The organism is Streptomyces sp. NPDC048461, from assembly GCF_055587105.1.
Genome location: NZ_JBVJGW010000008.1, coordinates 134,968 through 154,051 on the forward strand (window position 1 = coordinate 134,968; position 19,084 = coordinate 154,051).

14 protein-coding genes are annotated in these 19,084 nt (G+C 75.4%); 7 read left to right on the forward strand and 7 right to left on the reverse strand.

Translation table 11 applies throughout. The features are described from left to right. Positions 1-62: 62 nt before the first annotated feature. Complete coding sequence (locus ACZ6S8_RS16410; RefSeq protein ID WP_469456237.1) at positions 63-2,096, reverse strand: AMP-binding protein; 2,034 nt, start codon at positions 2,094-2,096, stop codon at positions 63-65. Positions 2,097-2,243: 147 nt separating this feature from the next. On the opposite strand from ACZ6S8_RS16410, the gene ACZ6S8_RS16415 reads away from it, so the two are divergent. Continuing rightward, complete coding sequence (locus tag ACZ6S8_RS16415) at positions 2,244-4,145, forward strand: ABC transporter ATP-binding protein (protein WP_469456239.1); 1,902 nt, start codon at positions 2,244-2,246, stop codon at positions 4,143-4,145. 136 nt (positions 4,146-4,281) lie between these two features. After that, positions 4,282-4,944, forward strand: coding sequence for an SDR family oxidoreductase (locus tag ACZ6S8_RS16420; protein ID WP_469456241.1), 663 nt, complete (start codon positions 4,282-4,284; stop codon positions 4,942-4,944). 89 nt (positions 4,945-5,033) lie between these two features. On the opposite strand, the gene ACZ6S8_RS16425 is transcribed toward ACZ6S8_RS16420, so the two are convergent. From ACZ6S8_RS16425 to ACZ6S8_RS16440, 4 genes are all read right to left on the reverse strand, one after another. Next, entirely contained in the window at positions 5,034-8,246 is a 3,213-nt protein-coding gene (locus ACZ6S8_RS16425; protein WP_469456243.1) for a penicillin acylase family protein, read from the reverse strand. Between the two features lie 205 nt (positions 8,247-8,451). Then, positions 8,452-9,930: a pyridoxal phosphate-dependent decarboxylase family protein gene (locus ACZ6S8_RS16430; protein WP_469456244.1), complete on the reverse strand. Its 1,479-nt coding sequence runs from the start codon at positions 9,928-9,930 to the stop codon at positions 8,452-8,454. Continuing rightward, positions 9,920-11,326 (reverse strand): MFS transporter, encoded by a 1,407-nt coding sequence (locus ACZ6S8_RS16435; RefSeq protein ID WP_469456246.1) that lies wholly within the window; start codon positions 11,324-11,326, stop codon positions 9,920-9,922. Before ACZ6S8_RS16435 ends, ACZ6S8_RS16430 begins: the two co-directional genes overlap by 11 nt. 122 nt (positions 11,327-11,448) lie before the next feature. Next, a complete protein-coding gene (locus ACZ6S8_RS16440) occupies positions 11,449-12,186 on the reverse strand; it encodes an SDR family oxidoreductase (RefSeq protein ID WP_469456247.1) in 738 nt (245 codons plus the stop codon). Positions 12,187-12,307: 121 nt separating this feature from the next. Between ACZ6S8_RS16440 and ACZ6S8_RS16445 the strand changes: the two genes are divergently transcribed. The 3 genes from ACZ6S8_RS16445 to ACZ6S8_RS16455 all read left to right on the forward strand — a co-directional run bounded on the left by ACZ6S8_RS16445 (position 12,308) and on the right by ACZ6S8_RS16455 (position 14,441). Next, positions 12,308-12,622 carry an ArsR/SmtB family transcription factor gene (locus ACZ6S8_RS16445; protein ID WP_386526135.1) on the forward strand — a complete coding sequence of 105 codons (315 nt, stop codon included), beginning with the start codon at positions 12,308-12,310 and terminating at the stop codon, positions 12,620-12,622. Between the two features lie 74 nt (positions 12,623-12,696). Then, the gene (locus ACZ6S8_RS16450; RefSeq protein ID WP_469456250.1) at positions 12,697-13,764 is read left to right on the forward strand and encodes a DNA polymerase III subunit beta family protein; all 1,068 of its coding nucleotides are present in this window, start codon (positions 12,697-12,699) and stop codon (positions 13,762-13,764) included. Between the two features lie 14 nt (positions 13,765-13,778). Then, positions 13,779-14,441: a hypothetical protein gene (locus ACZ6S8_RS16455; RefSeq protein ID WP_469456251.1), complete on the forward strand. Its 663-nt coding sequence runs from the start codon at positions 13,779-13,781 to the stop codon at positions 14,439-14,441. Between the two features lie 3 nt (positions 14,442-14,444). Here the strand turns inward: ACZ6S8_RS16455 and ACZ6S8_RS16460 are convergent, their stop codons facing one another. Further along, entirely contained in the window at positions 14,445-14,825 is a 381-nt protein-coding gene (locus tag ACZ6S8_RS16460) for a hypothetical protein (RefSeq protein WP_469456253.1), read from the reverse strand. A 192-nt stretch (positions 14,826-15,017) separates the two neighbouring features. On the opposite strand from ACZ6S8_RS16460, the gene ACZ6S8_RS16465 reads away from it, so the two are divergent. Together ACZ6S8_RS16465 and ACZ6S8_RS16470 are read left to right on the forward strand one after the other, a co-directional pair. Next, entirely contained in the window at positions 15,018-15,584 is a 567-nt protein-coding gene (locus ACZ6S8_RS16465) for a YdeI/OmpD-associated family protein (protein ID WP_469456255.1), read from the forward strand. A gap of 96 nt (positions 15,585-15,680) precedes the next feature. Further along, positions 15,681-16,967: a hypothetical protein gene (locus tag ACZ6S8_RS16470; RefSeq protein ID WP_469456257.1), complete on the forward strand. Its 1,287-nt coding sequence runs from the start codon at positions 15,681-15,683 to the stop codon at positions 16,965-16,967. A 7-nt stretch (positions 16,968-16,974) separates the two neighbouring features. Here ACZ6S8_RS16470 and ACZ6S8_RS16475 read toward each other — a convergent pair whose 3' ends face one another. Continuing rightward, on the reverse strand, positions 16,975-19,071 hold the full coding sequence (locus ACZ6S8_RS16475; protein WP_469456259.1) for an ATP-binding protein: 2,097 nt from the start codon (positions 19,069-19,071) through the stop codon (positions 16,975-16,977). Positions 19,072-19,084 lie beyond the last annotated feature (13 nt).

Consider the following 19,084-nt stretch of genomic DNA (forward strand, 5'->3'; position numbering starts at 1 on the left):
CGTGAACCGGCCCCCGAGGTCAGTTCCCGGGCCCTGAACCGGCCGGGAACCGGCCCGCGCGGTCAGTTCTCGGAGTCGAAGGCGTCGGTCCGCCTGCGCGCCGCGTGGCAGGCGACGACGACGGCCGCGATCATCAGCGGGACGTTGAAGACGTAGACGAGGGCGGCCTGGCGCGGCCAGTCCTGCTTGGCGGCCAGCCGGTAGAGGTTGTCCTGGGGCCACCACGCGACCATCAGGTACACGAGCGCCAGATGCGCGGCCGTGGCCAGGGTCCGGCCGCCGCCCCGGGCGAGCATGCGGCCGCGGCCCTCGAAGAGGAACACCACGCCGATGCCGAAGGCCAGGCACTCGATCAGGTAGAGGACGCCGAAGAGGAACGCCCACGGCTGCGGTACGCCGGTCAGGTCGGTCGATCCCGGCCAGATGACGTCCGTGAACACCCGGGCGACCAGACCCAGGGCCGCCGCCGCGCAGACCACGACGCAGGTCAGGGAGAGGTCGGCGTCGCCCACCGCGCCGCCGTACTTGCCGGCGCTCCGCGCGGGGAGTCCCGGCACGCCCTGCGCGGGCTTCGGCAGGGCCTCCCGGTCCTCCTGGCCGGCCCGGTTGCGCGGCAGGGCGCGCAACCGCACCACCGCGCGGGGCCGCTGCGCGGAGGGCAGCCGGTCCGCCAGATGCTCGCGCAGTTCGTCGATGTCCGGCAGGTCCGCGCCCGCGGTCCCGTACGGTTCGGCGACGGCGGCGGCCGGCGGGGCCACGTAGGCGACCAGGCGGGGCACGCCGCGGAATCCGGGCACCCCGGCAACGATGACCGCGCCGATGCCCTCGTGGCCGCGGATCACCGATTCGACGGCGTACGGGTCGAGGGGGACGCCGTCCAGGGTGATGCGGTCCCGGATCCGGCCGCGGAACTCCAGCAGCCCGTCCTCGCGCAGCAGGCCCAGGTCCCCGGTGGCGATCGCGTCGCCGCCGTCCGGCGGGGTCAGGCGGATCTCCCCGTCGCGCAGGTCCGCACGGCAGCCGGGAAAGGGGACTCCGACGAGGGCGTGGCGTTCCGGGTCGTCCAACGGGCCGGACAGCTGGGGCAGTTCGAACCAGGTTCCCGTACCGGCCGACTCGGTGGTCCCGTAGACGTTGAGCAGGCGGACGCCCGCCCGCAGCCGGGTGGCGAGCGCGGCCTGTTCGTCGAGGTGGAGGCGGTCCCCCGTGACGCTGACCAGCCGCAGCGCGCGCAGCTCGGGCGGGTCCGGCCGGCGGGCGGCGGGAACGGACGGCCGTGCGGCTGCGGTGGGCCCCCGGTGCAGGAGCAGCCGGGCGGCACCCTCCGGGTCGGTGTGGACGAGGGTCACCCGCTCGGCGTCCACGGCGCGGCGCACCCCCTCGGGCTTCCAGGGGGAGCGCCCGGCCAGGACGAGCGAGCCGCCGGAGCACAGCGCCCGGGTCCACCCCGCGGCGAAGGCGGTGACGGAGGCGGCGCAGGTGATCAGGTGCCGGTCCCCCGGGGTCAGCCGGGCCACCGTCGCCCAGCCCTCGTACGCGGCGAGCAGCCGGGGGTGGCCGACGGGGACGGCGCGCGGCTGCGGGCCTCCGGTGTACAGGACGGCGCCGGGCCCGGGGCGGGAGCGGGCGGGCCGTCCCGCGGGCCGTTCGGCGATGCCGGCGGCGTCCGCGCCCAGCCGGACCACCGGGAGGCCGCTGCCGTCGTCGAGGGCGGCCTGGTGCGCGGCGTGCGTCAGCAGCACGGACGGCTGCGCGGCGGCGAGCTGCCGCTGTCCGGTGCGCGGGACCTCGACGTCGACCACCGTGTAGGCCGCGCCGGCCTTGAGCGCGGCGAGCACGCCGACGACGGTCTCGGCCTGCCGGGCGGTGCCCACGGCCACGAGGGCGCCGTCCGGCAGGCCGGTGTCGAGCAGGTGGTGGGCCAGCCGGTTGGCCCGGGTGTCGAGCTGCCCGTACGTGAGGCTGTCGGGTCCGGCGATCAGCGCGGGGGCGTCGGGGGTGTCCCGTGCCCAGCGTTCGAAGCGGTGCAGGACGGTGTCGTGGCTGTCTTCGGTGGGCTGCCGGTCGGAGCCGGTGGACTCGGATCCCTGCGTCATGAACCGATGATGCCACCGGGCACTGACAGGGAACGGGGAACGGAAAACTCGAACACCCCTCACGGGGGCGGGAGTTGCCGAGGCGAAAGAACGTGCGGGAGCGGAATCCTTGACCTCGACCTTGATTGAGGTTCTACGGTTCGATCCATGGACATGGAAGTCACCGCCTGGACCTCGCTCCACAGCGCGATCAACGCCGAGCAGGACCGGCGCCCGTTCTCCCGGGCGACCCTGCACCGCATCGCCGCCTTCGCCCGCCCGCACCGCCGGGGCCTCCTCTTCTTCCTGCTGCTCAGCGTGGTCGGCGCGCTGCTGGCGGTGGCCACCCCGGTGCTCGCCAGCCGGATCGTCGACACCATCGTGGACGGCCGGGAGAACGGCACGGTCACCCGGCTCGCCCTCCTCATCGCGCTGATCGCGGTGGCCGAGGCGGGTCTGGGCCTGCTGACCCGCAAGCTGTCCGCCACCCTCGGCGAGAGCCTGATCCTGGACCTGCGGACCGCGGTCTTCGACCACGTGCAGCGGATGCCGGTCGCCTTCTTCACCCGGACCAGGACCGGCGCCCTGGTCAGCCGGCTCAACAACGACGTGATCGGAGCCCAGCGGGCCTTCAGCAACACCCTGTCGGGGGTGGTGGCCAACACGGTGACCCTGTTGCTGACGCTCGTCGTGATGCTGGGCATCTCGTGGCAGATCACCCTGCTGGCGCTGGTGCTGCTGCCCGTGTTCGTGCTGCCCGCCCGCCGGATGGGGGCGCGGATGGCCGCGATGCAGCGCGAGGCGTCGACGCTGAACGCGGCGATGGGCACCCAGATGACCGAGCGGTTCTCCGCCCCCGGCGCGACGCTGGTCAAACTGTTCGGACGGCCCGCCGACGAGTCCGCCGAGTTCGCCGCCCGGGCGCGGAGGGTCCGGGACATCGGCGTCCGTACGGCGATGGCCCAGTCGGTGTTCATCACGGCCCTGACCCTCGTGTCGGCCCTGGCCCTCGCGCTCGTCTACGGGCTCGGCGGGTACTACGCCCTGCGCGGGAGCCTGGACGCGGGCGCGGTCGTCGCCCTCGCCCTGCTCCTGACCCGGCTGTACGCCCCGCTGACCTCGCTGGCGGGGGCCCGCGTCGAGGTGATGAGCGCGATGGTGAGCTTCGAGCGGGTCTTCGAGATCCTCGACCTGAAACCGCTGATCGACCAGAAGCCGGACGCCCGCCGGGTCCCGGAGGGTCCGGTGGCCGTCGAGTTCGACCGGGTCACCTTCGGCTACCCCTCCGCCGACAAGGTCTCCCTCGCCTCCCTGGAGGAGGTCGCCGCCCTCGACGCCCGCGGCGGCACCGAGGTGCTGCACGAGGTGTCCTTCCGCGCCGAGCCGGGCCAGATGATCGCCCTCGTCGGCTCGTCCGGCGCCGGCAAGTCGACCATCGCGCAGCTGCTGCCGCGGCTGTACGACGCCGACGCGGGAGCGGTCCGCCTGGGCGGGGTGGACGTACGGGACCTGACGGCCGACTCCATCCGCGAGACGCTCGGCATGGTCACGCAGGACGGGCACCTCTTCCACGAGTCGGTGCGCGCGAACCTGCTGCTGGCCCGGCCCGGGGCGACGGAGGCCGAGGTGTGGGAGGCCCTGCGCCGCTCCCGGCTGGACGGGCTGGTGGCCTCGCTGCCGGACGGGCTGGACACCGTCGTCGGCGAGCGCGGGTACCGGCTGTCCGGCGGGGAGCGGCAGCGGCTGACCATCGCGCGGCTGCTGCTGGCCCGGCAGCGGGTGGTGATCCTCGACGAGGCCACGGCGCACCTGGACTCCACGTCGGAGGCCGCGGTCCAGGAGGCCCTGGGCGAGGCCCTGTCGGGGCGGACCGCGGTGGTGATCGCGCACCGGCTGTCGACCGTGCAGGCGGCGGACCTGATCCTGGTCGTGGAGGACGGCCGGATCGTGGAGCGCGGGACGCACGGCGAGCTGCTGGCCGCGGGCGGCCGGTACGAGGAGCTGTACCGCACCCAGTTCGCGGCGTCGCCCGCAGGTTCCGGCGGCGTGCCGGCGGCTCCGGGAGCATGAGGGGGCGCCGTCCGGGCCGGTACGGGCGGCGGAGGCGGGTGCGGCGGGTGCGGCGAGTGCGGGCCGGCGGCCCGCCGGGCGGGGGCGGACGGCGCCGATGCGGCGAACCGGCCGCCGCCCGCGTACGGTCGGCGTCATGCGCATTGTCATCGCAGGTGGACACGGACGGATCGCACTGAGGCTGGAGCGCCTCCTCGCCGCGCGCGGGGACGAGGTCGCGGGCATCATCCGGTCGGAGGAACAGGCCGACGCCCTACGGGCGGCCGGCGCCGAACCCGTCGTACTCGACCTGGAGTCGGCCCCCGTCCGGTCGGTGGCCGCGGTGCTGCGGGGCGCCGACGCCGTGGTCTTCGCCGCGGGCGCCGGCCCCGGCAGCGGCCACGCGCGCAAGGACACCGTGGACCGAGGCGCCGCCGTCCTCTTCGCGAACGCCGCCGAGCGGGCCGGCGTACGCCGCTACCTCACCGTCTCCGCCATGGGCGCGGACGTGGAGCACCCGGGCGACGAGGTCTTCGACGCGTACCTGCGGGCCAAGGGCGCGGCCGACGACGACCTGCGGTTCCGCTCCGGCCTCGACTGGACGATCCTGCGCCCCGGCGCCCTCACCGACGCGGCGGGAACCGGGCTGGTCCGCCTGGAGGCGAGCACCGGGCGCGGCGAGGTCCCCCGCGACGACGTGGCGGCGGTCCTCGTCCGCCTGATCGACACCCCGGCGACGGCGGGCCTGGTCCTGGAACTGACCGGCGGTACGACGCCGCTGCCCGCCGCGGTGGACGCCCTCACGGGCCGTTCCCTGTAGTCCGGCCGGCCGCGGCCGGGGCCGGAGCGCCGCGAACGGCCCGTCCCCGCGTGCGGGACGGGCCGTCGGCGGCCGGCGGGGGCCGGGGGTCAGCGGCCGTGGACGCCGATCTCGCGGATCGAGTACCGGTTGTCGGTGCCCCGTTCGAGCCCCGTGACGCGTACGTAGCGGGCCGTGGTGGGGGCGAAGCCGCGGTTCTCCACCCCTCCCCTGCCCGCCGTCGTGGTGTGCACCGTCCGCCAGGTCGCGTTGTCCGGTGACACGTCGATCCGGTAGCGCAGCGCGAACTGGTCGGACCAGTTCAGCGTCACCCGGCCGACCTGGCGGGCCGCCCCGAGGTCCACCGTGATCCACGCGGTGGCCACGGTCTTGCTGGCCCAGCGCGTGCCGGGATCGCCGTCCACGGCGTTCTTCGGCGGGTACGACACCACGATCGCGTCCTGGTGGTCGGAGGCGGTGACGCGCGCACCGGCCGCGAGGTCGGCCAGGTCGTCGGTGCGGCGGGCCGGGAACTCGACCACCTGCTGGTAGGTCGGCCGGTTCTGCCAGGCGATCCGGGGCACGGTGATGCCACCCATCGCCCGGTGGACGATCGAGTCGGCGCAGACCTGCTCGCCCGCGGCGCAGAACCTGTCCGCGGGGTACACGGCCGTGGCCGGCGTGGCCGCGGCGGCCGACAGGGTGGAGAGCAGCACCCGGCGGCAGTCGGACGGAAGGCCGCCACCGCAGTACGTGCGGTCCAGCGGGGAGCCGACGGGCCGGCCGAGGACGGACCGGAGGTCCTTGTCGAGGTAGGACCACCAGCCGTGCTGGAAGGCGGAGCCCTTGTGTGCCTCGCCCTTCACCCCGCCGGCGGGGCCGCCGGTGCCGTTCTGACCTCCGGACGGCGACTCGTTGACCGGGGCGACGGCGGTGAGCGCCTGGTAGAGCCCGTCGCCGAGGGCCGGTTTGAACGTGCCTTCGACCAGCAGCGGCCACCAGGCGTCGAGGACGCGGACCGCTTCGGCGTGGGCGTAGGTGCGCGAACCCTTCGCGGTCTCCTTGCGGGTGCCGCCGGCCGCGACCCAGTCGCGCAGGCCGCGCACGGTGGCGGCCAGTGCGGGGTCGGTGACGGGGGCGGCGGCGATGACGTCCAGGGCGGCCGGCAGGACGCGCTCGGCGCGCAGGTCGGTGACGGCGGCCTCCTGCATGGCCTTGACCAGCTGGGTACGGGTGACCCCGCCGGTACGGACCAGTGCGGACACCCGCCGGTCGAGGAGGTCCGCGCGGTGCACCGAGCCGTTGCCCCAGCCGGAGGCGAATCCCTCGGCCTGCTTGTTGTTCCAGCTGACGTAGTAGTCCTGGTCCACGGACTGGGGGTGCTCGGCCGGCGGGGTGACGGCGGAGGTGTTGAGGACCGGGTTCCAGTCCCGCCACTCGTGCGCGGGCCGGGCCAGGACCGGCTGGTCCGGGTCCGTGCCGGCCGCCCGGACGGGGTTGGTCCCGGAGTTGTAGTACGCGGTGTGGTCGGCGTCCGCGTAGAACCAGTTGAAGGTGTAGCCGACGTTGCGGGCGGCGTTCTGGAAGCTCTGCGCGGAGGTGATCTCGGCCGGGTCGTTGAACTGCTGGAAGCCGATCACCGAGTCCAGGTCGTGGTGGTAGGTGGAGCGCAGCGCGGTGAACGCGACGGGCTTGCCGCCCACCTCTCCGGTATGGCTGACCAGGCCGTACGCACTGCGCCGGCTGACGAGGTCGTAGGCGCCGGCGGCGGTGGCGTCCGCGGTGGTCGGGGACCAGCTGTTGCGCTTGGCGAGGGTCTCGAAGGGGGTGCAGACCCCGCGCAGCAGGTAGTGCGCGGAGGCGGTGGTGGGTGTGGCGCCCGAGGGCTCGCACAGGTCGACGGCGAAGGTGTCGGTGATGTCCTGGTTGGCGGAGGTGGCGCTCCAGGAGTAGTCGATCCCGCGGCCGATCTCCACGTAGAAGCTGAGTCCGGGGAACGAGGCGCCGCGGGCGCGGAGCCCGGGTCCGTCGAGCTCCTGGACCATGAGCAGCTGCGGCGCGTAGTAGCCGGTCTGCGGGCCGTAGACGGCGACGGGGTGGCCGGAGGCGGTGTGCGCGCCGGACACGACGAGGGCGTTGGACATGCCCTTCTCGGCGGTGATGAGGTCGGCGGGCAGGACGCCCGGCGCGGACGCCGCCTGCGCCGAGGCCGTGGTGGCGCCCGTGCCGGTGCCGTTCTGTGCGTGGGCGAAGGCCCGGACGGTGCCCCGGTCCGGTACGGCGACCCCGGTCGGTGCGGCCGGGGTGACGGCGTAGGGGAAGGCAACGCCGCGTTGGGTGGTCACGGCTTCGGAGTCGGTCTGCGCCCGCCACGCGGTGTACGCGGCGGCGCCGGCCGTGGCTCCGTACCGCTGCTGGAACTCCAGCTTGGCGAGGGCGTTCTCGACCTCGCCGCCCCCGCCTCCGCCGAAGATCGCGCCGACGACCGAGGCGATGGCGACGACGTCGGTGGCGGTGAAGTCCTGGATCGCGGAGCCGTGTCCGGTCAGCTCGTACTCGCCGGGGTGGCTGTTGGCGCCGACGGTGTCGTCGATCCACGCGTTGATGCCCGCGACGTAGTTCTCGATGTCCTGGTACGCCTGCGCGCCCCTGGCGCCCGAGGCGCGGACGCGGTCCAGCTGGCCGCGCAGGTCGCCCTCGGTGTAGGGGGCCACCGCCCACAGGCTCTGTTCCAGGGCCCGGTTGCCGGCGGCCCCGCCCGCGAAGGACGACAGCTCGCCGCGGCCGACGTGCCGCAGCACGTCCATCAGCCACAGCTTGTCCTCGCCGGCCGCGTACCCGGCGCCGAACTCGGTGCCGGCCCGGGTCGTGCCCTTGATGTGCGGGGTGCCGGTGGCCCGGTCGCGGGTGATCGTGACGTCGGGGCGGGGGGACTTGGTGCTCTCGACCTGGTCGGCGGGTACGCCGAGGGAGGCGTCGTTGAAGTAGGCGGCGAGCTGGTCCTCGGTCAGTCCGGAGTACTGGTGCAGCAGGTTGTCGTACGGCTCGACCTGGTCCGCGGAGTGCTTGGGCCGGGTGCCGACGGTCTGGTGCAGCAGGATCCCGGCGAGCGTGGCGTGGCCGTTCTGGCCGGCCGGGAGGATGTCCTGGCACTGGCCGAGGCAGGGGTCGCCCGCGGTGGGTACGGGGTCGACGCCCGGGGCGGCCTGTGCGGGGGCCGCGACGATCAGCGAGGCGAGCAGCGCGGACGACGCGAGGACGGACACGACGGCGGTGCGCAGTCTCGCACGGCGCGCCGGAGGGGGGACGGGGGCAGGGGTCACCGGGGCCTCTTCAGCAGGGGAGTCACGTGGGGGGTGGCGTGGGGTGCGCGGGAACACTACGGGTCCGCGGCACGGTCCAGGAGCCCTCGCGGTGGTCCGGCCGCACGACTGCAACACGGCCTTCACACATGACTCCCGTTCACCCGAAAGGGGCGTCAAGTCGCTTCCTTGTCAAGCCATATGACGCCCCGTCACCCTTCGTCGGTCAGACCCGGAAGACCGACCCCACGAACTCCGCCAGGAGCCGTTCCTGCAGCGGCCGCGGCAGCGCGTCCAGCAGCGCGAGGACGGGGGCCGTCCGGGCGGGCAGACCCGCGTCGCCGCCGAGGCCCGCGAAGGCCAGGACGCCGGCGATCTCCTCGGGCCCGAGGGCCTCCGGGTCGAGCCCGGCGGCGAGTTCGGCCAGGCCGGGGTCGACGGTCACCGGCGGCAGCGCGCGGGCCGCCGCGAGCGCGGCGACGAGGTCCGCGAGCAGGGCGTCCACCTGGCCGACGGTGGCCGGGGTGAGGGTGAGGTGGAGGTTGGGCGGCAGGCCGTCGAAGGAGAGCTGGGGCTGCAGGTACCAGCCGCGGTCCCGCATCTCGTCGGCGAGGTGCAGCAGCAGGCCGAGGTCGGGCACCGCCCCGGCCTCCGGGCCCGCGAGGGTGAACGCCACCAGGCCCGCGGCCGGTTCGCCCAGGATCCGCACGCCGTCGATCCCGCGCAGGCCCGCGAGCAGCCGGTCGGACGCCTCGGCGACGCGGGCGGCCAGGGCGGTGTAGCCGTCCTCGCCGACGTACCGGAGCACCGCCCACGCCTGGGCCAGCAGGCCGCCGGACTTCGTGCCCTGGACGGTCGGGTTGACGACCGGGTAGCCGGGCCAGCCCGCGTGGGCGAAGTACTGGTACCGGCGCAGCCCGGCGTCCCGGTACAGGACGACGGAGGCGCCCTTGTCGGCGTACCCGTACTTGTGCAGGTCCACCGAGAGCGAGGTGACGCCGGGCACGGACAGGTCGAACGGCGGCACCTCGCGTCCGGCGCGCCGCAGGTGGGGCAGGAGCCAGCCGCCGATGCAGGCGTCGACGTGGCAGAGCACGCCGCGCCGGGCGGCGGCCGCGGCGATCTCGGGCACCGGGTCGATCACCCCGTGGGCGTACGAGGGCGTCGAGGCGACGACGAGTGCCGTGCGCTCGGTGAGCGCGGCCTCCACCGCGTCGGCGTCGGCGCGGAAGGTGACCGGGTCGACGGGCACGACGACGGTTTCCAGGCCCAGGTAGTGGGCGGCCTTGTGGAAGGCGGCGTGCGCGGTGGACGGCAGCACGAGTTGCGGCGCCGTGATCCCCCGCACCGCTCGCGCGTGGTCCCGCGCGGTCTTCACGGCGAGCAGGATGCTTTCCGTCCCGCCGCTGGTGAAGGTGCCCTGGGCGCCGGGTGCGCCGAGCAGCGCCGCGACGGCGCCGACCACGTCGTTCTCCAGCCGGGCCACGCTCGGGAACACGGTCGGGTCGAGTCCGTTGACGGTGGCGTACGCGGCGTACGCGTCGGCGGCCAGCTCGTCGAGGCCGTCGAGGCCGGCGTCGTAGACGTAGGCGAAGGTGCGGCCGCCGCGGGTGGGCGCGTCGGCCCGCCGCAGGGAGCGGAGTTCGGCGAGCACGTCCTGCGGGGTGCGGCCGCCCGGCAGGGCGCGGGTGGGTTCAGTCGACACGGGTGTTCTTCTCTTCCTGCCGGGACGGTCCGGACGGTGCGGGTACGGGTACGGGGTCGGTGGCCGGGTCCTCGCGGTAGCGGTGCAGCAGCCACAGACTGGCGGCGGTGAGGACGGCGGGCAGCACGCTCATGCCCGCCGTGATGCCGGTGAGGGCCGCCTCCGGCTGGGCCGCCCGGTGGTCGGCGTCGGAGGAGCGGAACCCCGTCACGGTGAGGACGAGGGCGAAGACGCCCGCGCCGAGCGCGAAGGCCAGGGTTTCGGCAGCCGTCCACAGTCCGGTGAAGGTCGCGGCGCGGCGCTTGCCGGTGCGGGCCGCGTCCGCGGCGAGGGTGTCCGCCAGCATGGTCAGCGGGAGCAATTGGAGTCCGGCGTAGGCCACTCCGACGACCGCGACGGCCGCGTATCCGAGGCCGGCTCCGGCCGTCGGGGTCAGCGCGAGCAGCAGGGCGCCGGCGAGGAACAGCAGGGAGGCGGCCCACTGGGCGTTCTTGACCCCCCACCGCCGGGACAGCCGGTTCCACAGCGGCATGACGAGGACGAGCGGGCCGATCAGGCAGGCGAAGAGCGGGGTGACGGCGGTGGGCGAGCCGAGGGTGTACGTGGCGAAGTACTGGACGCCCGCGAGCATCACCCCGACGGCGAGGGCCTGGAGCGTCCACATACCGGCCAGGTACAGGAACGGCCGGTGGGAGCGGGCGGTGGCCAGCTGGGCGCGCAGCGACGGCTCGGCCTCGCTGTGGGCGGCCTGCGGGGCCCACCGGGTGGTGAACCAGGCGCCGAACATGCCGAGGGCGAGCAGGAGGGCGACGGCGGCGCCCATCAGCCGGTAGCTCGCGGGGCTGCCGCCGTCGGCGTGCGCGAGGGCGGGGGCGAGCGCTCCGGACAGCAGGATCGCGACGCCGAGGAAGCCGACCCGCCAGCCGAGGATCCGGCCGCGTTCGGCGGGGTCCTCGGTCATCTCCGCGGGCATCGTCACGTACGGCACCTGGAAGACGGCGTACGCGGTGGCGGCCAGCAGGAAGGCCGCGGCCACGTACCCGGCGGCGGCCGCACCGCGCAGCGGCGGGGCCGCGAACAGCAGGAAGAAGAGCGGCGGCAGGGTGCAGGCGCCGATGAGCAGGAAGGGCCGTCGGGGCCCGCCGCGCAGCCGGCTGCGGTCGGACACCACGCCGACCAGGGGGTTGATCAGGACGTCCCAGGCCTTGGGAAGGAAGACCGCCGCCCCGGCGACGGCTGCCGGGACCGCGAGGATGTTGGTCAGGTAGTAGAGCAGGATGAGCCCCGGCACGGTGGCGAACGTACCGGTGCACAGGGAGCCGAGGCCGTACCCGATCCGCACGCGGCGCGGCAGGGGTGGAGCCGGGGCGCGGTCGGCGCGGAGAGCTGCTGGCATGGCGCAGATCATCGGCGAGCGGGTGACGGGGTGGCAAGGGGTGAGCATGACGGCGGCATGAACTGTGCGGACGCCGCCCGCCGCACACCGCTCCCGACCGGGCCGGGCCCGCCGGCGCCGCCCTACAGGGAGCGGGCCGCGCCGCCGTCGATGCGGATGGACTCGCCGTTGATGTAGGCGGCGTCCGGCGAGACGAGGAAACGGGTGAGGCTGCCGATCTCCCGGACCGTGGCGTAGCGCCCGGCGGGGATCTTCGCGAGGAAGGCGGGATCCTCGGGCCGGCTGTCGACGAAGCCGGGCATGACGCTGTTCATGCGGATGCCGCGGGCCGCGTACCGGTCCGCGTACAGCTTGGTGAACGAGGTCAGGGCGGCGCGGAGGCTGGAGTTGACGGGGATCAGGCCCATCGGCTCGAAGGCCGTGTACGAGGAGAGGTTGACGAAGGCCCCTCCGCCGGCCGCCTCCATGTGCGGGGTCACGAGCCGCGCCATGCGGACCACGCTGAGCAGCAGCATGTCCAGGCCGTCGTGCCAGTCCTCGTCGGTGACCTGGAGGAGTTCGTCGTTGCGCGCGTGTCCGGCGCCGTTCACCACGGCGTCGATGCGTCCGTGGCGGGCGAGGGTGGCCTCGACGAGGCGGGCCAGGTCGGCGGGCTCGGTGAGGGAGCCGACGGTGGCCGTGCCGCCGAGCTCCGCGGCGAGGTCCCCGATGCCGGGGTCGATGTCGAGCAGCGAGACGCGATGGCCCGCGGCGGCCAGTTCGGTGGCGATGCCGCGGCCGATGCCGGAACCTGCGGCGGTGACGATGGCGACGGGGCCTTCGCCGGCGGGGTGCGCGGGGGTGGCGGTGGGGGTGCTCACGTTGGTGCCTGCTGCTTTCGTTCGGATTACTGTACGGGATTCACCGTACAGTCGTACAGAAGGTCCGGCAAACCGGGCGGCCGGGGCCGGCGGGCACCGCGTGCGACGTACCATCGGACCCATGGCCACGTACCACCCCGTCCGCGAACAGCTCCTCGTCGAGGACGTGCTCGCCGCCCTCGGCAACCCCGTACGCCTCGGCATCGTCCGCGAGCTCGCCTCCTCCCCCGACGGGCGGACCTGCGGCAGCCTCCCCCTGGAGGTCACCAAGGCCACGGCCACCCACCACTGGCGGGTCCTGCGCGAGTCCGGGGTCACCCAGGAGCACAAGGTCGGCCGCTACAAGGCGGTGTCGCTGCGCCGCGAGGACCTTCAGCGCCGGTTCCCGGGCCTGCTGGACGCCGTGCTCGCCGCCACCCCGCCGACCGCGGGCTGAGCGAGGACGCCGATTCGCCCCGGATCGCCTCCCGGTTTGACCTTCAAGTGGGATGAGGGTCGACGATCGGCAACATGAACGACGCCTCACCCGAGCTGATGAGCATCAGCGCGTTCGCCCGGCGGGTCGGACTCGCGCCGAGCGCCCTGCGCTTCTACGACGACTGCCGCGTGCTGCCCCCCGCCCACGTGGACGGCGCCACCGGCTACCGCTCCTACTCCCCCGCCCAGGAGGCCCGCGCCCGGCTGCTGCGCGCGCTCCGCGAGACCGGGCTGGCGCTGGCGGACGTGACCGCCGTACTGGACGGGCCCCCGGACCGGGCCCGGGAGGTGCTGGAACGGCACCGGGCGGCGGCCCGGGAGCGCGGGCGCGCCGCCGACGCGGCCATCGCGGCGGTGCTCGACGGCCTTCCCGGGGCCCCGCGGACCACCGAGTTCACCCTGGGCGGGGCGGAGCTGGCCAGCGCGGCCCGGCAGGTCACCCCGGCGGCGGGACGTGATCCCGCGTACCCGGAACTGGGCTGCGTGCTGGTGGAGTTCGAGGAGGACGAGGTCCGCTTCGTGGCCACCGACCGGTACCGGCTCGCGCTGCGCACCCTGCGGCCGGCCGCGCTGACCGGGCCGGCCGGCCGCGTGCTCGTGGACGCCGACGCCCTCCTCGGGCTCGGGGCGTGGGCCGCCCGGACGGCCGAGGTGACCCTGGTCGCCGGACCGGCCGGGGCCTCGCTGACGGTGCGCCACCCCGGCGGCTCGCGCGAGGCGGCGGCCACACCCGGGCCGTACCCCGCCTACCGGGACATGCTCGCCGCGCTGCCCGCGCCCCGGCACCGCGTGATCGTGGACCGGGCCGCGCTCCTCGTCGCCCTGGAGGGCTGCGGAGACGACCCCGCCGCCGCCCTCGAACTGGGACGGGACCGGCTGCTGGTGGCGGGCCGCACCCTGCCCGCCCTGCGCGCGGAGGCCGAGCCCGTGCGCCTCGGCTTCGACCCGGCGGTGCTCGCGCCCGTCCTGGAGGCGAGCGTCGGCCCGGACGTGCTGCTGGAGATCTCGGAGCCCACCCTGCCCGTGCTGGTGCGCTCCGCCGACCAGGGCAGTTTCACCGCGCTGGTGATGCCCGTCGCCCTGCCCGACCGCCGAGCCTGAAGGAGACCGCTCACGTGAACACCGATCAGCAGACCGTCAGGCTGTGCGCCGAGGGCATGGCCGCCGAGGCCGAGGGGCGCGACGACGAGGCCCGGGGCCTCTTCCGGGAAGCCTGGGACCGGGCGGGCGACGACTACGAGGCCTGCGTCGCCGCGCACTACCTCGCCCGGCAGCAGCCGACGCCCGACGCCGCGCTCCACTGGAACCTGATCTGTCTGGAGCGGGCCGACCGGGTGGGCGACGCGCGCGTCGCGGGCTTCTACCCCTCCCTGCACGGGACGATCGGCCGCTCCCTCCTCGACCTCGGCCGGCCGGCCGAGGCCCGGGGGCACTTCGAGGCGGCCGCCGACGCGCTGGACACCCTGCCCGCCGGGCCGTACGCCGACTGGCTGCGGCTGTGCGTGGCCCGCGGCCTGCGCGCCACCGCGGCCGGGGAGGCGCCCGGGTACGGGCCCGGGCCGCTCCGCTCGCTGCTCGCCCTGCTGTGCGAGCGGGCCGACCTGGAGGCCCTGAGCCTGCTCCTGCCCCCGTACACGGGCAACCTCCACCGGCCGGAGGACGAGGAGCGGCTCACCGCCGTGCTGCGCATGCTGCAGGCCGAGCGGCGCCTCCCGGAGGCCGAACAAGCGCTGCTCGGCGAGGCCGTCGGGCGCCGGACGGGCGCCGGCGCCGCGTAGGCGTCAGCCCTGCGCGGCCGCGTTGGCGGCGGCAGCGGGGGCCGGTACCGCAGCGGGCGCCGCGTCGAGCTCCCAGGCGTGACGCTTGAACTCCCTCCGGAAGTCGGCGTGGTCTTCCCACTGACGGGCGATCCCCCGCAGGACGTCCCAGTGGAGCTCCACGGTCTGGTCGATGACGCGGCGCAGGGCCGGCTCGGCCGTCGCGCGCGTCGGGAGGAGGCCCTTCGTCACCGAGGCCTCCAGTACGGCGTTGCGCAGGGCGCGCAGCGCGCGGGAGGTGTCGTCCATGCCGAAGCCGTTCTCGCTGCCGGTCTCGGCCGCGAACAGCGGGGTGAGCCGCGCTTCGATGAACGCGGTGATCCGCTCGAAGTGCTGCACGTCCATCAGGGGCTCCGCTCCTGCCGGTCCGCCACGGGTTCCGGCATCTTGATCGTCAGCTGTACGGCGTCATTATCCGCCAGTGGACGACGACCCCGCCGACGCGTCCCCGGGGGAGGACCGCCCGCGCCGTGCGGGCGCCGGCTCCCTGTGGTCACGCTCCCGGTCCCGGCGGACCCGGGGGTTACCCTGCACCGCATGGACGAGCTCGACGGTGTGGAGATCATCGCCTTCGCGGACGCGGCGGCGTTCGACGCGTGGCTGGCCGGACACCACACCCGCGCGGCGGGAGTGTGGGTCAAGGTGGCCAAGCAGGGGTCCGGCATCGCGTCGGTGACCTCCGACGAACTGGTCGACGCCGGGCTCTGCCACGGCTGGATCTCCGGCCAACGCCGCAGCCTCGACGACCGGTACTACCTGCAGAAGTACGTGCCGCGCCGGCCCAGGAGCCTGTGGTCACAGGTGAACGTCGACAAGGTCGCCGCACTGACGGCCGCCGGGCGGATGCGCGAAGCGGGGCTGGCCGAGGTCCGCAGGGCCCAGGCGGACGGCCGCTGGGCGGCGGCCTACGCGTCGCAGCAGACGGCGACGGTGCCGCCCGACCTCGCGGCGGCGCTCGACGCCCGCCCGGAGGCCAGGAGGGCGTTCGACGCCCTCGACCGGACCGGGCAGTACCGGCTGATCCTTCCGCTGCTCCAGGCCCTCACGCCCGCCGCCCGGCAGGCCCGCCTCGACAAGGCGGTGGCCTCGCTCACGCACGGCTGAGTCCGGCGCGCCATGCTGCCCGAACAGCGTTGCCCACCAAGGGAGTTCAACTCCCGGCCCCTATGATGCCCGGCGCCGCGCTTGCATACTGGCGCCGTGACCGACCACGTCAAGCACCTGCCACCGGCGGCGATCCCCGCGCCCGGCCCCGCAACCTGGAACGTCCCCGACACCGAGCGCTGGCACCTGGTCCGCGTCCCGGCGGTCCTCGCCCCCGTACCCGGCAGCCGGGGCCTGGCCGTCCTGGCGCTCGGCGCGATCCTGCTGCGCGCCTGGAGCGCGCCGGAGCCCGCCGGTCTCGGCTCCGCCTGGCGGGCCTACACGGAGGTCGCCCTGCTCCTCGCGCTTCCGCTGTGGTTCCGCTTCCTCCCCGTCCTCGCCCTGCTGTCGGCTCCCGTGCTCGCCGTGTTCTCGTACGCGTCCCTTGCCCCGGCCCCCGCCCCCGACACGGGCGACCGCTTCGCGTACGGGCTGACGGTGGCCCTCTGCGTGTGCGCCGCGGCCGGAGCCGCCGGACGTCTCCTCTCCCGGCGCCTCCAGCGCGCGGCCGTTCTCCGCGCCGCCGGCCCGGCCCGTCACGCCCTGCCGGGTCCGCTGCCCCTCCTGCACGGGCGGCGCGGCGCCCGGGCGGTGCTCGCCGGCGCCTGCTCCTGCCTCGCGGGCGCGGCCGTGCTCGCGCACGGTCTCCTCGCGGACCTGGACGACGGCCCCGGTCAGCCGTACGACGCCTTCTGGCAGCAGTTCATCGCCCTGCCGCTGCTGCTCACCGGCACCACCCTGCTCGGCCGCGGGCTCAGCGCGCGCCGGGCGGCCCGGCGGCTGCACCGCGCGCCGCAGCCCGCGCTGCGCGTCGGCGTACGGACGGCTCCGACCGGGTTCCAGTGGCTGTACCCGGACGCCGACACCCCTGCCGCGCGCCCGCTGATCGGCTTCGCTCCCGGAGACGCCGACAACCACCGGACGACGCGGCTGCTCGTCTCCGGCTCCGCGGCCGTCCTGCGCACCGAGCACCACGACATCGACGTCTTCGCGGAGCCGTTCGAGGCGATCGTGTACGGCGCCCCCGTCGAGGGGGCCGAGGTCGTCCTCGCGTACGCCGTGTACGAGGGCGACACCCGGATCGTCACCCGGCTCACCGCCGCCCGGCTGCTCCCGTACCGCGTCCACCGGATGCCGGGCCCCTGGAAGCGGGCCCAGGTCTCCCACCGCCGTCAGCTCCGGGCCGAGGAGGCACGGATCGCGAAGGCCGCGCACGAACGGCAGCAGGCACGGGCGGAGCGCGCCCGGGCGAACGCCTCCCGGGAGAACCGCCCCGACTCCTCCGGGGGCTGCGGCGGGGACGTCGGATGCGGGGACGGCGGGGGGTGCGGCGGCTGCAGCTGACCGGCGGTCACCCGCCGTCGTACGGATGGTCGCGGGTCCGCTGGGCGTGGCCGTGGCGGACTCCCTCGCGGAAGGCCTCCTCGTACGCCTGGTCGCCGAGCGCGCCGCGGGCCGTGCGCTCCAGTTCGGCGCGGACCGGCCCCAGTTCCGGGGTCCCGCGCTGGGGGTGGCCGACCGCCTGCCAGTACGCGTGTCCGGTGCCGTACGCGCGGACCGCGCCCGCCTCGTCGCCGCCGGCGGCCCGCGCGGCCGCGAGCAGGTCGAGGCCGAGGGCGGTGCCGAAGCTGTCGCCCAGCTCGCGCTTGCCGTCCAGCATGGCGCGGGCGTGCACGGCGGACTCGGCGGGACGGCTCTCGAACAGGCAGATCAGGGCCAGTTGGTAGTCGGCGTAGGCGCGGGTCCAGTGCTCGCCCCGGGCCGCGCATCCCGACCTCAGCAGCTCGGCCTCGGCGCGGGCGTCGTGGAAGAGGCCCATCCCGGTCAGGGCGAACACCCGGACGAGGTGGCAGCGCAGGCGCGGGCCGGATGCGAAGGGCGAGGCGGGGAAGGCCTCCAGGACGTTGTCGGCCACGATCCGCGCGGCGAGCGGACGTCCGGCCAGCAGGTGGCTCAGGCCCAGCAGGTACGCGGCGTCCAGGGCCGGCCGCAGCTCGTCCGCCGAACCGCCGCCCGGCCCGCCCTCCGCGGCCAGGGCCTCGCAGCCGACCGCGAGCCGGTGCGCCTCCTCGTGCTCGCCCTGCAGCAACAGGGTCACCCCGAGGGCCCACAGGGCGCGGCCGCGGCCCGCCCGGTCGACCTCCTCCGGCCGGGTCGCGGCCAGGGCCCGCTCCAGGTAGCGCCGGGCGGCGTGCAGGTGGCCGCAGCAGGCCCAGAAGAAGCCGACCCGGCCGGCGAGCTCCAGGGCCCGGGCCGGGACGGTGCCCTGGTAGTGGTCCAGGGCGGCGCAGACGTCTCCGTGCACCGCGGCGACGCGCCGGTAGGAATCGCGCTGCCCCGGCCCGAGCCAGTCCCGTTCGGCGGTGCGCACGAGGTGCAGGAAGTACGCCGCGTGCCGGTCCCGCAGCGCGTCGGCCTCGCCCAGCCCGGCGAGCCACATGGCCCCGTACTCCCGGATCGTGTCGAGCATCCGGTACGTCCCGTCCCCGGCGGAGCGTACGACGGACTTGGCCACGAGGGCGGCCAGCAGCGGCGGGACCTGCGCCCCGGTGAGCGGCGGGGCGGAGCAGACGGCGCGGGCGGCGGCCTCGTCGAAGGCCCCTCCGAAGACGGAAAGCCGCAGCCACAGCAGCCGTTCGCGCGGTTCGCACCACTCGTGGCTCCACCCGATCGCGGTCCGCAGGGCCCGGTGGCGGAGCGGCCGGACGGGACGGGTGGTGGCCAGCGGCCCGATCCGGCGGGCGAGCCGGTCGGCGAGTTCCTCGACGGTGTGGTCCGCCAGCTGCGCGGCGGCGAGTTCCAGCGCGAGGGGGACCCCTTCGAGGCGGGCGCAGACGGCCCGCGCGGCGGCGAGCGCCCCGTCCGACCACGGCGGCCGCCGTCGCGGCGGGGCGTCGGCGGCCCGGGCGGTGAACAGCGCCAGCGCCTCGCCGCCGCCCGCGGGGTGCGGCAGCGGCCCGAGCTCCAGCACCCGCTCCCGGGCGCAGCCGAGGGGCTGACGGCTGGTCAGCAGCAGGGCGAGGTGCGGAGCGGCGTCGAGCAGGTCCCGTACGAGGGCCCGCACGGCGGGCACCAGGTGCTCGCAGCAGTCCAGTACGAGGAGCAGCCGGCGGTCGCCGATCCACTCGCGGACGGCTTCGGCGAGGGTGCGGGGGGTGTGGTCGGCGAGGTCGAGCGCGTCGGCGACGGTGTCGACGAGCAGCCGGTCGTCGGGCAGCGGCGAGAGGTCGGCCCAGTGGATCCCGTCGGGGAACGGCCCGTCGGGACCTGCGAGTCCGCGCGCCCCGTCCAGCGCCTCCTGCACCAGGCGGGTCTTGCCGACACCGCCCGGTCCGGTCAGGGTGGTCAGCCGACCGTCGGTCAAGGCCGCTTTCAGTGCGGCCAGTTCACCGCCCCGCCCCACGAAGGTGGCGCCCCCGCCGTCATTCGCCCCGCCAAGTCCCAGCACGTGTCCAGTGTGG

Bases quoted from the DNA above. Each gene is read 5' to 3' on its own strand.
- ACZ6S8_RS16435 (WP_469456246.1), bottom strand. From the start codon at position 11,326: ATGCCAGCAGCTCTCCGCGCCGACCGCGCCCCGGCTCCACCCCTGCCG.
- ACZ6S8_RS16460 (WP_469456253.1), bottom strand. From the start codon at position 14,825: ATGGACGTGCAGCACTTCGAGCGGATCACCGCGTTCATCGAAGCGCGG.
- ACZ6S8_RS16420 (WP_469456241.1), top strand. From the start codon at position 4,282: ATGCGCATTGTCATCGCAGGTGGACACGGACGGATCGCACTGAGGCTG.
- ACZ6S8_RS16465 (WP_469456255.1), top strand. From the start codon at position 15,018: ATGGACGAGCTCGACGGTGTGGAGATCATCGCCTTCGCGGACGCGGCG.
- ACZ6S8_RS16410 (WP_469456237.1), bottom strand. From the start codon at position 2,096: ATGACGCAGGGATCCGAGTCCACCGGCTCCGACCGGCAGCCCACCGAA.
- ACZ6S8_RS16450 (WP_469456250.1), top strand. From the start codon at position 12,697: ATGAACGACGCCTCACCCGAGCTGATGAGCATCAGCGCGTTCGCCCGG.
- ACZ6S8_RS16415 (WP_469456239.1), top strand. From the start codon at position 2,244: ATGGACATGGAAGTCACCGCCTGGACCTCGCTCCACAGCGCGATCAAC.
- ACZ6S8_RS16445 (WP_386526135.1), top strand. From the start codon at position 12,308: ATGGCCACGTACCACCCCGTCCGCGAACAGCTCCTCGTCGAGGACGTG.